Origin of the sequence: Pelosinus baikalensis (assembly GCF_020819555.1) — a bacterium.
GTDB classification, from domain to species: domain Bacteria; phylum Bacillota; class Negativicutes; order DSM-13327; family DSM-13327; genus Pelosinus; species Pelosinus baikalensis.
On sequence record NZ_JAJHJB010000005.1, the window covers coordinates 171,791 to 186,609 of the forward strand.

The 14,819-nt window shown below is 37.5% G+C and carries 17 protein-coding genes, 1 tRNA gene and 1 riboswitch; of the genes, 17 read left to right on the forward strand and 1 reads right to left on the reverse strand.

From position 1 onward, the window contains the following. Positions 1–17 precede the first annotated feature (17 nt). Complete coding sequence (locus LMF89_RS05955) at positions 18–1,919, forward strand: type I glutamate--ammonia ligase (RefSeq protein ID WP_229534312.1); 1,902 nt, start codon at positions 18–20, stop codon at positions 1,917–1,919. 74 nt (positions 1,920–1,993) lie between these two features. Here LMF89_RS05955 and tpx read toward each other — a convergent pair whose 3' ends face one another. Continuing rightward, positions 1,994–2,506: a thiol peroxidase gene (gene tpx / locus LMF89_RS05960; RefSeq protein WP_229534313.1), complete on the reverse strand. Its 513-nt coding sequence runs from the start codon at positions 2,504–2,506 to the stop codon at positions 1,994–1,996. Between the two features lie 211 nt (positions 2,507–2,717). Here tpx and LMF89_RS05965 point away from each other — a divergent pair, with 211 nt between their 5' ends. The 16 genes from LMF89_RS05965 to gap all read left to right on the forward strand — a co-directional run bounded on the left by LMF89_RS05965 (position 2,718) and on the right by gap (position 14,702). Next, complete coding sequence (locus LMF89_RS05965) at positions 2,718–3,215, forward strand: ferritin family protein (RefSeq protein WP_229534314.1); 498 nt, start codon at positions 2,718–2,720, stop codon at positions 3,213–3,215. A 158-nt stretch (positions 3,216–3,373) separates the two neighbouring features. Further along, entirely contained in the window at positions 3,374–3,526 is a 153-nt protein-coding gene (locus tag LMF89_RS05970; protein ID WP_229534315.1) for a hypothetical protein, read from the forward strand. A 34-nt stretch (positions 3,527–3,560) separates the two neighbouring features. Beyond that, complete coding sequence (locus LMF89_RS25675) at positions 3,561–3,695, forward strand: hypothetical protein (protein WP_255711021.1); 135 nt, start codon at positions 3,561–3,563, stop codon at positions 3,693–3,695. Positions 3,696–3,785: 90 nt separating this feature from the next. Then, complete coding sequence (locus tag LMF89_RS05975; protein ID WP_229534316.1) at positions 3,786–3,917, forward strand: hypothetical protein; 132 nt, start codon at positions 3,786–3,788, stop codon at positions 3,915–3,917. Between the two features lie 49 nt (positions 3,918–3,966). Then, a complete protein-coding gene (locus tag LMF89_RS05980) occupies positions 3,967–5,196 on the forward strand; it encodes a Zn-dependent hydrolase (protein WP_229534318.1) in 1,230 nt (409 codons plus the stop codon). 155 nt (positions 5,197–5,351) lie between these two features. Next, the gene (locus LMF89_RS05985) at positions 5,352–6,080 is read left to right on the forward strand and encodes a 3D domain-containing protein (protein ID WP_229534319.1); all 729 of its coding nucleotides are present in this window, start codon (positions 5,352–5,354) and stop codon (positions 6,078–6,080) included. A gap of 284 nt (positions 6,081–6,364) precedes the next feature. After that, on the forward strand, positions 6,365–7,072 hold the full coding sequence (locus LMF89_RS05990; protein ID WP_229534321.1) for a L,D-transpeptidase family protein: 708 nt from the start codon (positions 6,365–6,367) through the stop codon (positions 7,070–7,072). Between the two features lie 37 nt (positions 7,073–7,109). Then, positions 7,110–7,251, forward strand: a riboswitch (cyclic di-AMP (ydaO/yuaA leader). 62 nt (positions 7,252–7,313) lie between these two features. Continuing rightward, positions 7,314–7,904 carry a 3D domain-containing protein gene (locus LMF89_RS05995; protein ID WP_007955379.1) on the forward strand — a complete coding sequence of 197 codons (591 nt, stop codon included), beginning with the start codon at positions 7,314–7,316 and terminating at the stop codon, positions 7,902–7,904. 125 nt (positions 7,905–8,029) lie between these two features. Beyond that, entirely contained in the window at positions 8,030–8,488 is a 459-nt protein-coding gene (locus LMF89_RS06000) for a DMT family transporter (RefSeq protein WP_229534322.1), read from the forward strand. 170 nt (positions 8,489–8,658) lie between these two features. Continuing rightward, entirely contained in the window at positions 8,659–9,180 is a 522-nt protein-coding gene (locus tag LMF89_RS06005) for a hypothetical protein (protein WP_229534323.1), read from the forward strand. A gap of 121 nt (positions 9,181–9,301) precedes the next feature. After that, positions 9,302–9,378: transfer RNA gene (locus tag LMF89_RS06010), tRNA-Val, on the forward strand. A gap of 271 nt (positions 9,379–9,649) precedes the next feature. Further along, a complete protein-coding gene (locus LMF89_RS06015; RefSeq protein ID WP_229534327.1) occupies positions 9,650–9,865 on the forward strand; it encodes a hypothetical protein in 216 nt (71 codons plus the stop codon). Positions 9,866–9,983: 118 nt separating this feature from the next. Continuing rightward, the gene (locus LMF89_RS06020; protein ID WP_229534328.1) at positions 9,984–10,223 is read left to right on the forward strand and encodes a hypothetical protein; all 240 of its coding nucleotides are present in this window, start codon (positions 9,984–9,986) and stop codon (positions 10,221–10,223) included. Positions 10,224–10,517: 294 nt separating this feature from the next. Then, positions 10,518–11,693, forward strand: coding sequence for a pentapeptide repeat-containing protein (locus tag LMF89_RS06025; protein ID WP_229534329.1), 1,176 nt, complete (start codon positions 10,518–10,520; stop codon positions 11,691–11,693). Between the two features lie 329 nt (positions 11,694–12,022). Then, positions 12,023–13,600 carry a phosphoenolpyruvate carboxykinase (ATP) gene (gene pckA / locus LMF89_RS06030; protein ID WP_229534330.1) on the forward strand — a complete coding sequence of 526 codons (1,578 nt, stop codon included), beginning with the start codon at positions 12,023–12,025 and terminating at the stop codon, positions 13,598–13,600. Positions 13,601–13,652: 52 nt separating this feature from the next. Continuing rightward, entirely contained in the window at positions 13,653–14,702 is a 1,050-nt protein-coding gene (gene gap / locus LMF89_RS06035) for a type I glyceraldehyde-3-phosphate dehydrogenase (protein WP_229534331.1), read from the forward strand. Positions 14,703–14,819: the final 117 nt, after the last annotated feature.

Sequence of the window (14,819 nt, forward strand, 5' to 3'; positions counted from 1 at the left end):
TTTAAGAGGTGATTGAAATGGTAAATGAATTGCTTTATGTAATTCCAGCTGGGAAATATGGTAAGAATGAGTTGATTGAATTATTAAAAGAACATTCCGAAATTAAATTTGTTTCCTTAGTAGGTATTGATCTTGCAGGTAACGATACTGATGAAAAGATTCCTATGGAATTATTCCTTAAAGATATGGATGATTTCTTCCAAGGCAGTGCAGTGCAAACAGATGGTTCATCGGTAGTACTTACAGGAATTGCTACGTTGAATAATGCTAAAGTAGATATGCCTGCTGATTCCAGTGTAAATTGGTTTGTTGATTATAATTATAATTACATTGATGAAGCAAAGGGGAAGCCAGTTGGTACCCTTCGTATTCCGGCGTTCCTTGTTCACAATGGTTTACGTGTTGATTCTCGTGCGATTTTGGCTGATAGTCTCAGTTACATAAAAAGCGAGCTGATTAGTTTATTCAAAAAATATCCTAAAGTAGCTGGTCTTGAGCATATCAATGGTGAAGAAATTGAGGATATTATTTTTACTTCCGGTACTGAACTTGAGTTCTGGGTGAAGACTCCTGTTGAGAAAGCGGAAGTTGCCGAACTCTCCGCATCCCAAACCATGCAAGAACAATACTGGCAGCGTACCCGCGGTTCTGTGCGTACAGCGTTAGAGCAAACCATTGTAATGTTAGACAACTATGGTTTAAAAACCGAAATGGGTCATAAAGAAGTTGGTGGTATTAAAGCCACCATTGATGAAGCTGGTAATTTGACTCATGTTTGCGAGCAGTTGGAAATTGACTGGCGTTTTGCTGATGCCCTGCAAGCTGCAGACAATGAGCTGCAAGCTCGTATTGTAGTAAAAGAAGTATTTAGAGCCAATGGTCTTGAGGTTACTTTTAAAGCAAAACCAATTATTGGTGTTGCTGGTAATGGTGAACATACGCATGTAGGTTTTGCTGCTAAAATGAAATCAGGAAAACTCGTTAATCTATTTGCTCCTACCAATATGAAAGAAGACTTTATGAGTGCTGTTGGTTATGGCTCTCTTATGGGATTATTAAAAAATTATGAAGCAATTAACCCGTTTATTACTGCTACTAATGATGCCTTGAATCGTTTGAAACCAGGTTTTGAAGCACCGGTTTGCATTGTAACTTCTCTTGGACATACTCCAGAGATACCTTCCCGTAATCGGACAATTCTTGCTGGACTTGTGCGGGATGTTAACAATCCATTAGCGACTCGTTTTGAAGTTCGTGCAGCTAATCCATATACGAATACCTATGTTGCGTTATCAGCAATCTATTTGAGTATGCTTGATGGTGTTAAAGCTATAGTTGCATCTGGCAAGAATACAAAAGAAATATTAGCTGAATTATCGAAAGAAGCAGGAACTTCTGGTTTTTATCTTGAAACAGATCGCGCTTATCGCAGTGAGCATGATGTATTTGAAGATTATGAAGAAGATGAGCGGAATCGCTTATTTGGTAAACCTCCAGCAACTGTTTGGGAAAATATGGAGAACTTAAAGAAGTTTCCTGCGAAAACAGAAGTTATTAAAGCTGGAAATATTCTTCGTCAAGAAATTTTGGATGCTTTCGTAGCAGGTGCATTAATTCGCTGGTCAACGGAATTATTAAAGAGAATTATTCCTGAAAACCTTGCTATCGTAAAAGCAGCTAAGTCATTGCATGATGCTGACAGTGCTGTAGACTATGATCTATATTTATGGGATAAGGTAAATTCTTTGCGCGTGGAATTGGCTAAAGATACTGTTGCACAAAAATCCATTTTTACGCGAGTAAATGATGCTGTAGCAGCAGGTGATTATGATACTGTATCGGCTCTTCAGATTGAAATGTATGGTAAAGTAGAAGAGCTGAAAATTGCATATGCAAAATACAAACGCAATATCATCTAATCGTATAATGTCTTTCTTTATATCAAAAATTCCCTTATCGAATTGATAAGGGAATTTTTTGATGAGCTTGGATATTATAAGTATTGTTTTACAACAGCCATTACTTTATCATAATCGGGCTGGTCACCAATATTAGCAACATATTCTACGTGGCGTACAATGTCATCTTTATCAATCACAACAGTTCCACGAGATAAAAGGCGTAATTCTTCAATGACAAAACCATATTTTAGTCCAAAATCAAGCTCCCTATGGTCAGACAGAGTTTTAATGGTAGCAATACCTTGAGCTGCGCAATATTTCTTTAAGGCAAAAGGTAAGTCAGCGCTAATGGATAACACTGTTAAGCCATCAATTTTCGCAGCCTCTTCATTGAACCAGCGAGTTTGTATATCGCAAACGGATGTATCAATGGAAGGAACAACACTAATAACTCGTACCTGACCTTTTGTATCCTTAAGTGATAGAGAGGATAAATCAGGATTTAGCACCGTAAAATCAGGAGCTTTATCACCAATTTTAATTTCTGTTCCTATTAGTGTGACTGGATTACCACCAAATTTTACAACATCATTACGTTTAGTCATTTGGGATGCCTCCTTGTATGTAATATATAGTTATATGGTAACATGTGTCAGGTAAAATGTAAATGATAATTATTATTAAATAAGTTTTAAGTTTTTATAATTGACATACGAGGAAAAGCTGGTATTTCTTGTAGTTTTGCAGGAATTTCTTTTATATTGTGGAAATAATTAAATTTAGGATAAGCTGTATTTTTACTTAGGGGGTAATTAAATGGACTTAAAATTATTTAGTGATCTAGAAGGATTACGAATTGCGATGGCAATAGAAGAAAGAGGGCGTGATTTTTACCAGCAAGCTTTTGAAAAGGCAACAGAAGATGCTCATAAGGATTTATTCTGTCTATTGAAAAATGAAGAAATTATTCATTTCGAAACATTTACAAAAATTTTTACTAAGGTAAATGAGAATAAAGAGGCGGCTTCTGATGAATATTTATTTGATGCAGAAACTTCCCGGTACCTTACCGTACTAGCAGATGGGCATATCTTTCCAACCGCTGAAAATGCTGAAATCAAAATTGCAGAAGTTACAACGATTCCAGAGATTTTGCAAATGGCTATTCAGGCAGAAAAAGACTCCATTTTATTTTATGATGAATTAGCGAGCAAATCCAAATTTGAGGATGCTAAAAAAATCTTTACGACATTAAAAGCTGAAGAGCAAACTCATGTTGTTAAATTACGCAAGATATTAGATTCATTAGCTTAATAGCAACACTAAAATAAAAATCGCGGAATATAATCCGCGATTTTTATTTTAGCAGGAAATAGTCTGAATATAGGGAATTATATTTATCATATGCTTAGGATTTAACAATTTAGAATGTTTCTTCATATTATGTAATAAAATATGAAGGAGGGCTTAGTATGTACAAAAAGCGAGAGTGTAAGGTGCAAAATGAGGTACAGATTATATGCCCCTATTGTGGCTTGATGATTGAATTGCCAATGTGTAAAGTCATAAACAGTGAAGAGATCACTTGTGAGCATTGTCAAAATAAATTTAAATTCAAGATGTAAGTAATAAATAAAAATTATATAAGGGGGTTAAGTGATGGCTAAAGGAATGGGAAAACGTGCCCATCATCGGCAGGATATGAGGAAACTAAATAAAATCGCCCTTACGATTGGTGGCATATTGGGAGCTGCAAGCTTGTTGGCAGTTATCATTTCTCTCTTATATAATTAAAATGAGGTGCGCTAAGCACTTCATTTTAAAGGTATAGTAGACATTTGTTCAAAATATCTTTTAAAAGCAGGAAAACACCACTATGTACCAGTGGATTCTGTACTAGCCTTAGTTGATAAAGTAGTTTTATACTATAAAGAAAATGGCAAAAATTATGAACGTATGGGGAATATGATTGAACGTCTGGGTATTGAGAAAGTAAAACAGGATATATTAGGTTAGGATTAGGTGTATACAAAAAGCTGAGAGACTTCATAAGGGGGCGATGCTAATGGACAGAAATAAGGAATGGGTAATGAATGAAATAGAGAAGATTGCCCATTTTGGTAAAGGACCACGGGGCATAACGCGCTTAGCCTTTACGGAAACTGCTGTAGAGGCACAGAAGTATGTGATCAGTTTGATGGAGCAGGTTGGTCTTACGATCACGATTGATCAGATTGGGAATATAATTGGACGACTAGAAGGTAAGGATGACTCGTTGCCAGCTGTGGTTACAGGATCACATTTAGATACCGTACCTGAGGGGGGAAAGTACGATGGCGTAATTGGTGTAATTGGTGGCTTAGTAGCTATCAGTCGTTTAAAAGATAAAGGGGGCCTGACTCATCCTCTAGAATTAATCATATTTGCTTGTGAAGAATCAAGCCGTTTTGGTTTTGCTACAGTAGGCAGCAAAGCTATGGTTGGCTTAGCGAATGTTCCTCAGTGGAGTAAGGCCAAAGACCAAGAGGGAGTAAGCTTTGCAGAAGTAATAGCAAAACAGCATCTCGACATAGAGCGTATTGGTGAAGCGGTAAGGCGGGCGGAGGAAATAAAGGCTTTTGTGGAACTTCATATTGAGCAAGGAAGGGTTTTGGAAAAAGAACAAAAGACAATTGGTATTGTGGAAGCAATTGCTGCTCCTACACGACTTAAAATTAGAGTGGAAGGGGTGGCTGCTCATTCTGGCTCTACCCCCATGGAAGAAAGACGAGATGCATTAGTTAGCGCGTCTATGATTGTACTGGCAATACACGAAATTGGCGCAGAACAATCAAAATATGGTACAGTTACCACCGTAGGGATGCTCAACGTATACCCAGGGGCTATTAATGTGATTCCTGGCGTGGTAGAAATGTGGGTGGATATTCGTGGTGTAAATCATGAAAGCATTATTGAATGTTTGCAGGATATTAAGGATGCCATCAGTACCATCGCAGAAGGTCAGGAAATAGGGGTTTCTATCATGTTGCTGTCTGCAGAGAAGCCTGTAAATATGAATAAAGATATCATGAGCCTTATTAAAAAAGTATGTGTGGAAAAGAAGGTGCCTCATCAAGTTATACATAGTCGGACCGGGCATGATGCATTGAATCTATCGCACCTGGCACCAGCTGGAATGATTTTTGTTCCGTCGCAAAATGGCGTTAGCCACAATGGGGAAGAACATACTGCAATCGATGAAATCATGTCCGGAATTGATGTGCTGACAGAAACGTTATTTCAATTAGCAAAGTAAATGTATTAAAAGTAGAATAAAGTTAGAAAAAGAAGCGGTTTATAATCCGCTTCTTTTTATTAGGTAGTAATTACCGTTACTAATTATGTAAACTGTATGTTAAAATGACATAGATAGGATTTACCCATATATGCATTTTCGAAAGGGGATTACAAATGAAAAAAATAATTGCGAGTATTGCAGCAGTTGTGGTAGTTCAGTTTTTTTCTCCCATAGTGCCTGCCCATGCCGCATCATTAAATGACCAATTGGCGCAAATCGCAGCACAGCAGGCCAATGTCGATCGAATACAACAATTATTACTATTGAAAAATCAATGGGAACAAGGCAATAAGCAACAGGTAATTGAGACGTTGGCGAAAACTGCTGTAAATCAGTCTAGCCAAATAAACACTGGCAGCAATATATTAGAACAAGTTAACGTAAATCAAACGGTTCAAAATGCATTGCGTGAGCAAATGGGGCAAAGGATTATAAGCAGAGTAGCTCCTTATGAAAAAGAATTAACAGCGATTGCTACATTCTTTAATAATCAGATTTTAGCACCTAAAGCTGTTAATGAAAGCGATTCTTTAACAGCGGCTCCGCAGAATTATAAAAAGGTTCTAAATATGACAGCAACAGCGTATGCACCAGGGACATTAGACAATGGTAAATGGGATACTAAGACTTATGTAGGAAGCAAGGTGCGTTCAGGAGTAGCAGCTGTAGATCCACGGGTAATTCCCATGGGAACGAAATTATGGATTGAAGGTTATGGTGAAGCTGTCGCAGAAGATCAAGGAAGTGCCATTAAAGGAAATCGTATCGATTTAGTCTTCAATGATCGTCAAGATGCTCTTGATTATGGTATTCAAAAAGTAAAAGTGTATGTGCTAAATTAATAAAAAAACAGCTCTAGTTTGTGACCTGCAAAGGTTACACAAGCTAGAGCTGTTTTTTATAGAAGGTATAAGAGTTACAGCCCGTTTATCATTAGGCAGAGACGTTATCTTAGTAATGTTGGCAGTAAAATCTTTGGTATAAGCATTTTCGTGATATAGTTTTATCGTCGCCAAAAGTAAATGCCTCCATTTTGTTAATTTTAACAGCATATAAATACTATTATACTATTTTCCTCCTTGAATACATATATTTTTAGAGAGTGTTCTATTAGGGAGGGAATAGTGTGACAATAGTAAAGATCAGGCGCCAACAGATATTTTACAGCGTTGCTATTCTATTGTTAATGAGTCTTATTTTTGGAATGGTAGGATTTGAATATATGGATGAGAAAGAATTAGCAGCGATTGAGAATCAAACAATGACTGCGCCTTCAGGAACAGTAAGTGTAGTTATTAAAATATCCCAAAGGATATTAGAGGTGTATAGTGATGGAAATTTACATAAGAAATATCGAATTGCTGTAGGTAAGAATAAGACCCCTACACCTATTGGAGAGTGGAATGTAGTATGGAAAGATTATAACTGGGGCACAGGTTTTGGTACTCGCTGGATTGGACTTAATGTACCATGGGGGATATACGGGATACATGGAACAAACAAACCTTGGTCTATTGGGCAGTTTGCTAGTCACGGCTGTATCCGCATGCGCAACAAAGATGTAGAAGAATTATTTGAATGGGTACCAATCGGCACTCCTGTGCGTATTGAAGGGCGTAAAATAAAAGTAGAACGTACTCTTAAACACCAAATAACAGGGTCAGATGTGTCCGTATTACAAATGAAGCTAAAAGAATTAGGTTATTTAAATAGCCGAGCTGATGGTATCTTTGGGACCGTTACGAAACAAGCCGTTGAAGCATATCAAGCAGAACATAATATGGAGATTACTGGTATTGTAACCAAACAAATGTCAGATTTGTTAGGAATTTGAACACCTAATTTTGACTATTTGCATAAAATATAGTATTATATCTATAATGCCGAATCCTTATAGGTACGGGGGAACCAATATAAAAACAGGGGATAATCCGTTAAAACGGAGGGGCGCGTTCTTCGATCTCTCTTTTCCCTATCCCGACAGCTAACCCCGGAGGCTGAACGTTAGGAGTTTTTTGTTATTGCGTTGTGCGTAATCAATAACCTCCGAAGCGTTAAAAAAGAGAGGTGAACAAATGAAAAAGGTTTATGTAGCAGTAGCATTAGCTTTTTGCATGCTGCTAAGTAGTGCTGTCGTTTTTGCCGCACCTGGGGACAAACTAATCAAGTTTGGCATGCGCGGTGAAGATGTGCAAATGGTTCAAAAATCACTTTTAGAAAAAGGTTTCTACTTCGATGAAGTTGATGGTGTTTTTGGGAAGGCAACATTAAAGGCAATTAAAGATTTTCAAATTAGCAACGGCTTACTGGCTGATGGAGTTGTTGGTAGAGAGACTTTACTGTGTTTAGGGCGTCCTGGCAGCGCTGACGGTAATCCGAGCAGGTATAGCAGGTCCTTAAATATGAGTGCATCTGCATATAGTGCTTATGATGATGGAAACTCCAATCATACATATGGTGGTAATTTAGTACGTAAGGGAATTGTAGCTGTTGATCCTAATGTAATTCCCCTTGGAACGAGGTTATTCATTCCTGGCTATGGTCATGCAATCGCAGATGATATCGGCGGTGCTATAAAGGGGAATAAGATTGATCTAGCCTTTGATAGCCATGGTGAGGCAATGCAATTTGGCAGAAAAAAAGTAATTGTATACATTTTAGATTAACAGGCGTAAAGCCTGTATTTTTTTTGAATTAAGTGTTTTTTCGTTTTTGATTTATTAGCTGGTATATAAAGATGAGTCAAATAAGATACTACTCTAAGACAGAAAAAACAGATTTAGTTTGAGGAGTGTATAGATTGGATATATCAGGGAATACATTAGCATTGTTGTTGGCTTTCGTTTCTGGTGTGCTCATGGCAGTACAGGGAGCTTTAAATGCAGGATTGAGTAAAGTTATTGGTCTTCTTGAGACCACTTTTATTGTGCATATTACAGGTACAATTCTGATCCTATTGCTATTATTCGGAATGAAAATGGGTAAGGGCGATTTATCCGCATTTGCCGAGGCACCTTGGTATGTTTATCTTGGAGGAGTAGTTGGCGTGGGAATTATTTATCTTGTAGCTGCTAGCATCCCAGAAGTAGGAGCGGCCAACGCAACAACCGCAATCATTGTGGGTCAAGTATTAACGGCCATAATTATTGATCACTTCGGTGCATTCGGCTTAGCGCAAATCAGCTATGGATGGAATCAAATATTAGGCCTTGTATTATTGGCAATAGGAGGAAAGTTACTATTAAGCTAAATTATTAGTAAATAAAAGCGTTATGATTTTACTGATTACATAGCAAACCAAAAGGCATTTTTAAAAGTTTTTAAGATCTTTCTTATTTAACAATTAAAGAAAGAGGAATAATATAGCTTGCAGTCGAACTATCATTAGTTATTTCAAACAATAATGACAGTAACGGAGGAATGCAAGTGAGCAATTTTGAAAATGACAAAATAAATTCGATTGTGGGACAAGGAAGAAAAAAATACTCTTTGACTTTTGGAGATGAAAAAACGAGCCATACGGGTCTTGATGATATTTATTTAGAAGTTGAAGAGCGTATAGTAGAGGCCATAAAATTTGGCGATCCATTTATATTTGAAGGATCAAATGAGCGAGGCAACCTTTTTTATACCATTGAGCGTACAGAAGAGGATTACATTCTTAGTGTTAAAGAAGTTACTGAGGAAACGGCTGATTTACTCAAAAGTACCTTGGAAAGTGTTAAACGGCTAGGAAAAGAAAAAATGGAAGAAATCATGGAAATTATGATCTTAGAAGAGATTGATATTGATATCAAAAAGACACGAGATCTGCCTCTCGAATCAAGTTATGAAGCTATTATTGCACTACTTCAGGAATTAAGAGAAGATGCAAACGAAGCTCTTATTGATAATTTAATTCGCCTTCAAGAGATCATCCGAGAATATGAAAGTGATTTTTGAATAAGTGCTGTGATCATAATAAAACTACATAAAAACTACTTGCAAAGCAAGTTTGAATACTCTATAATATAAAGAGTGCTCTACTGAATAATATTTTGATACAGCACATGTGCAATATAAAGGGGTTATAGCTCAGTTGGTTAGAGCGCTTCGTTGACATCGAAGAGGTCTGCGGTTCGAGTCCGCCTAACCCCACCAGTAAATTCAAGCCTTCGCAGGTATGCGGAGGCTTTTCTTATGTTAAGTTGTACCTTACGTTGTACTTTATCGTATTTTAAAATAGACATATTTAATAAATGTCTTCGACGTGCGGACATGTTTATTTGGTTTGTTTCCGTTGGCTTTTTAGACTACTCAAGACGTCTTGTATAACTGATGCTGTTTCATCTTGGATGCTTTCACAATCATTTTTAAATTATAGAAACCAGGACATACTAAAAGTAAGGCTAACATTCGAAGGAGGTACAATATGGCTGATCACATAGATGAATGGACAGAGATCAATAAATTTGTTCAAAAACTATCCGAAGAGGATCGATTAAAATTATTCCAAGAACTGAAGCGTTCCGGATCAGTTGAAAATCCCATCCAGTATACCGAAACACACCTAGAAGGCGGTATAGAGGAATATCGTGATAAAGGAGAGAATTTGCTCTCAAAGAACCTGAATGGTCGATGGACATAAAAAATAAATAATCTAACTTTAAACCGTAGTCAGAATACAAATTTATTTGACGATGAGGCAAGTGCTTATCGAGTGTAAATAAAGAAACTCCCTAAACATTTAGGGAGTTTCTTTATTTTTGTTGCCTAGATTTCATGAAATTATCTACTTGAATTTTAGCCGCGATCATCAGCCTTTTTTGCCCAATCTATCTTCTTTATTTTCAAAATATCATCGGCAAATTCTCCCGAATAAAGGCTTGGTGAGCCCTGTAGTGTTTTTTGTTTTACTTAAAGATAGCTTAAATACAGTGAATGTTGCTACCTTGCTTTTTACATTAGCAACCAAGTTAGCTTCTACCTCAGTTGAAGGGTTCTAACAAATTGAAAGTGATTTCATAAAATAAAAGACTAGCGCTTACTGCAAGGATATTATCGTGCAATAGCGAATATAAACAGGGAAGCTAGCTTTTTTCGATAAGTGAATTCTTAAGCTAGGCAGAACAGGCAAAGGTAACTACTTTCTTTTTGTATAACTCCTAATCCCTTACTCTCAACTAAGGTAAGAAGGAAATTGTTTATTGTTTTACATAGTGTTGCACTAAGATTTTAAGCTCGTCTAATAAATAAGAAGTAGAATGAAGGAGATACGAAGGCAAGGAGGTTTTAGGTAGATGGGACAAGAGGGAATTTTAAAAAAAATGACCCAAGAGGATTTTAACCAAATCCTTGAGGAACAACAGGATGGATTGCAAATTAATTTTAAATATTGTGATCTAAGTGGACTTGACTTATCTGGCAGAAAATTTGAAGGCGTTAAATTTGAGGATTGTAATTTAAGTGGTGTTAATTTTAGCGAGACAATAATTAAGCAAGGTGAGTTTAAAAATGGTCTTTTGATTGGTGGCAATTTTGAAAAGGCAGATTTGTCTACCGTGGATTTTACTGGCTGCGCAATGCAAAAAGTGAATTTGTCCCATGTTAGAATCGAAGGCGTAGGTATTAAAGAGAGCAACCTAGCAAATGCAAGTTTTAAGAGTGCGAATGTTGAATTTAGTAATTTAAATGTATTCAAAGATGTCAACTTAAGTGATGCTGATTTGAGTGGATCAAAAATTAGTTGGTTTTACGGAGAAAATGTTAATTTTAGGCACGCCAATTTTAATGAGGCTTCTATTATTGAGAGCCAAATGAAAGATTGTAAATTTATGAATGCCTCTTTGGAAAATGCGGATTTGTACTCAGTGGCATTTAAGGATTGCGAAATGCAAGAATCTGTATTAGCTAAAGCAAAAATTACGAATGTTACTTTTGAAAAGAGCACTTTAGAGAATATGGATTTTAAACAATCTGAAATTGAGTATGGGCGTTTTGCTGACTGTAATTTAGACGGCGTTGACTTTAGAGCGGTTACTTTAAGCAGTCTTAATGAATTTAGAAACGTAAGTTTAATTAATGCTGATTTTTCTGAGGCAAAGTTTAGTGATGAATCTAAGCTCTATGATGTTAATGCAGCGGATGTAAAAGGATTAGACTTCTCTCCTTGGCAAAGCTCTGTTAAGGAGCAAGGTAATGTAGCAGTGGCATCGCAGCAAGATAAAGAGAGTCTAACAATGCAAGAATATCAATATCGTCTAAACCTTTTTGTTGCAAGAAATGTGGGAAGTGAAGTGAACGCCAAAGTTGATTGCGAAATAGCGCAAACGATGTTAGAGCAAGGGTATTCTAGTCAGTTAATAGAGTCAGTGATTGCTCTATATTCACCTAAAGCCTCGGAGGTAGGTAATAAAGCTAGGGTTTATGCCATGAATGTAGTTAAAAAAGCGGAGAAAGAGAATATGCGCAGGTAATAGTAAATAGGATTTGACGGTTAAGCTATTCTTAAATTGCTCCTTAGTCTTCGCCAATGACTACAAAGGGAAAAGGATATAAAACTAGTAAAAAATGATTTGCAAACATAAGTAATTGACATCGAAGAGGTCTGCGGTTCGAGTCCGCCTAACCCCATCATCTACGAATGTATACCGTAAGGAGTTAATCCTTACGGTATTTTTGTTTTTAAGGCAGGAAGGCAATAGGATATTTAAAAAAATAAAATAAATATGATGGCGGGATGTTTTTTGTCCCGCGATATGGTATAATGTACAATGTATTCAAGATAATATATAGGGAGGTACTTATGGAGAGAATAGGAGAAAATAACTACCTCGGTATTACAGAGGTAGCCAGTAAAGTATATTATAATCTGCAGCCGACGCAATTGGTAGAAGAAGCCATTAGCCGTAATGAGGGACAGCTTACTTCTACAGGAGCGTTGCGGGTTACTACTGGCAAATATACTGGACGTTCGCCTAATGATAAATTTATTGTGGATTCGCCTGCCGTGCATAATGATATTGCCTGGGGCAACAATAAATCTTTTAGCGGTAAACAGTTTATCCAGCTATACAATCGCATGATGGGATACTTACAAAATCGGGAGATATTTACATTTAGTGGATATGCAGGAGCTGATGAAGAGCATCAGGTAAAAGTACAGTTTATTAATGAATTTGCTTGGCAAAACCTTTTCGTTCATCAACTATTTATTCGTCCTGAGCCATTGCAGGAAACGGGAAAACCAGATTTCACGGTGATTTGCCTGCCTAACTTTAAAGCGACACCGGAAATCGACGGTACAAATTCCGAAGCTTTTATTGTCCTGAACCTTGAGCAGAGGATAATATTAATTGGGGGAACTCATTATGCTGGTGAAATGAAAAAAGCTATTTTTACGGTCATGAATTTTTTGCTGCCGAAACAAGGTATTCTTTCTATGCATTGCTCCGCTAATATGGGAGAAACAGGAGATACCGCACTGTTTTTTGGTCTGAGCGGAACTGGTAAGACTACGTTGTCGGCTGATCATAATCGTCGTCTGATCGGGGATGATGAACATGGCTGGAGTAACCAGGGGATTTTTAATATTGAGGGCGGATGTTATGCTAAGTGTATTAAACTAAGCCAGGAAAATGAACCACAGATTTGGGACGCCATTCGTTTTGGCACAGTGTTGGAGAATGTAGTTGTGGATGAAGAGAGTCGTGCGGCGAATTATGATAGTGTAGATTTCACTGAAAATACTCGTGCCGCCTACCCTGTTCATTATATTGATAATGTTGTGGTTCCAGGTGTGGGAGGGCATCCTAGCACCGTGATATTTCTAACGGCAGATGCCTTTGGAGTATTACCGCCGATTGCTAAGTTAAATAAGGAACAGGCTATGTACCATTTCTTATCAGGGTATACAAGTAAGCTTGCGGGAACAGAGAGAGGCGTTACCAAACCAGAAGCCACTTTTTCTGCTTGTTTCGGTGCTCCTTTTCTCCCGTTATCTCCTTTGGTTTATGCAAAAATGCTGGGAGAAAAGTTAGAACAACAGAATACCAATGTTTTCTTGATTAATACTGGGTGGTCAGGAGGACCATATGGCATAGGAAAAAGAATGAATTTAGCTTATACTAGAGCCATGGTGACAGCAGCTATTGAAGGGCACATGGATCATGTTTTCTATGATCTAGATCCGATTTTTAACATTTATGTACCCGATACATGCCCTGGAGTGCCCCAAAATATACTTAAGCCTCGCAACACCTGGAGCGATGGGGTATCCTATGATCGCCAGGCTAGAGAGTTGGCAGCTTTATTCAATGAAAATTTTACTAGATTTTTGGAAGATATCCCTGAGGGAATTGCCCAGGCGGGTCCCAAAGGGTAATAATAATGGAAGAACTCTTGCAGCTTAATCGTATACTTTAGGGAGGAAGAACATGACAATAAAAGTAGGAATTAATGGTTTTGGACGCATTGGGAGAATGTGTTTAAGAGCGGCGTTAGAAAATGAGAATATAGAAGTTGTCGCCGTTAATAGCACGTCAGATAGCATCGCATCAGCGCGCCTTTTAGAATATGATTCAGTACATGGCAGACTTAATAAAGATATTAAAGCAACTGAAGATAAAATCATAATTGATGGACATCCTATAAAAATAATTTCCGACCGCAATCCTGCTAATCTTCCTTGGGGAAAACTTGGAGTCGATATTGTTATTGAATCTACAGGGAAATTTAATTCTAGTAAGGATTGTGAAGTTCACTTGAGAAATGGTGCTAAAAAAGTTATCATATCCGCGCCGGCTAATGACTCCACTCCTACAATTGTTCTGGGAGTTAACGAAAATATTTATCAGCCTAAAGTCCATCATGTGATATCTAACGCATCTTGTACGACAAACTGTTTAGCTCCTATTATCAAAATAATTAATGATAATTTTGGAATTACCAATGGTCTAATGTCAACCGTTCATGCATTTACCACTGATCAACGAAGCTTAGACAATAGTCATAAAGATCCGCGCCGATCAAGAAGTTGTATGCAATCGATAGTTCCAACATCGACAGGAGCTGCAAAAGCAATTGGCCTTGTAATACCTGAGCTAAAGGGAAAGTTAAACGGAGTTTCCCTACGTGTTCCAGTACCAAATGTATCCTTGGTGGATTTAGTTGTCGAGCTGGAGCAGGACGTTACCATTGAGAAGATCAATGACGCTTTGCGTACTGCTGCTGAAAGTTCTATGATGGGTATTATGGAATACTGTGATCAACCCCTCGTTTCCGTTGACTTTTTGGGCAACAAGCACTCGGCCATTGTAGATGCGCTATCGACAATGGTTATTGAAAAGCGAAAAGCAAAAATTCTTGCATGGTATGATAATGAATGGGGATACTCCTGTCGTGTTGTTGAACTGGCACAACACCTTGGTAAAATGCTGCATAAAGAAGAAGTCAGAAATGTCGAAACAAAAGCTGTAGGATACTAATAATAACGGGAGTTTTACCGATATATTAAAGGAGTGACCTTATTAAAGGTCACTCCTTTATATAGGTGCGCCCAGCATGGGCGCTTACTAGTCGGTGAAAGTCCGATACGGGGGTTG

Coding starts and splice junctions, on each gene's coding strand:
- gap (WP_229534331.1), top strand. CDS start 13,653: ATGACAATAAAAGTAGGAATTAATGGTTTTGGACGCATTGGGAGAATG.
- LMF89_RS06025 (WP_229534329.1), top strand. CDS start 10,518: ATGGGACAAGAGGGAATTTTAAAAAAAATGACCCAAGAGGATTTTAAC.
- LMF89_RS05955 (WP_229534312.1), top strand. CDS start 18: ATGGTAAATGAATTGCTTTATGTAATTCCAGCTGGGAAATATGGTAAG.
- LMF89_RS05980 (WP_229534318.1), top strand. CDS start 3,967: ATGGACAGAAATAAGGAATGGGTAATGAATGAAATAGAGAAGATTGCC.
- pckA (WP_229534330.1), top strand. CDS start 12,023: ATGGAGAGAATAGGAGAAAATAACTACCTCGGTATTACAGAGGTAGCC.
- LMF89_RS05985 (WP_229534319.1), top strand. CDS start 5,352: ATGAAAAAAATAATTGCGAGTATTGCAGCAGTTGTGGTAGTTCAGTTT.
- LMF89_RS05995 (WP_007955379.1), top strand. CDS start 7,314: ATGAAAAAGGTTTATGTAGCAGTAGCATTAGCTTTTTGCATGCTGCTA.
- LMF89_RS06005 (WP_229534323.1), top strand. CDS start 8,659: ATGCAAGTGAGCAATTTTGAAAATGACAAAATAAATTCGATTGTGGGA.
- LMF89_RS05965 (WP_229534314.1), top strand. CDS start 2,718: ATGGACTTAAAATTATTTAGTGATCTAGAAGGATTACGAATTGCGATG.
- tpx (WP_229534313.1), bottom strand. CDS start 2,506: ATGACTAAACGTAATGATGTTGTAAAATTTGGTGGTAATCCAGTCACA.
- LMF89_RS25675 (WP_255711021.1), top strand. CDS start 3,561: ATGGCTAAAGGAATGGGAAAACGTGCCCATCATCGGCAGGATATGAGG.
- LMF89_RS06015 (WP_229534327.1), top strand. CDS start 9,650: ATGGCTGATCACATAGATGAATGGACAGAGATCAATAAATTTGTTCAA.
- LMF89_RS05970 (WP_229534315.1), top strand. CDS start 3,374: ATGTACAAAAAGCGAGAGTGTAAGGTGCAAAATGAGGTACAGATTATA.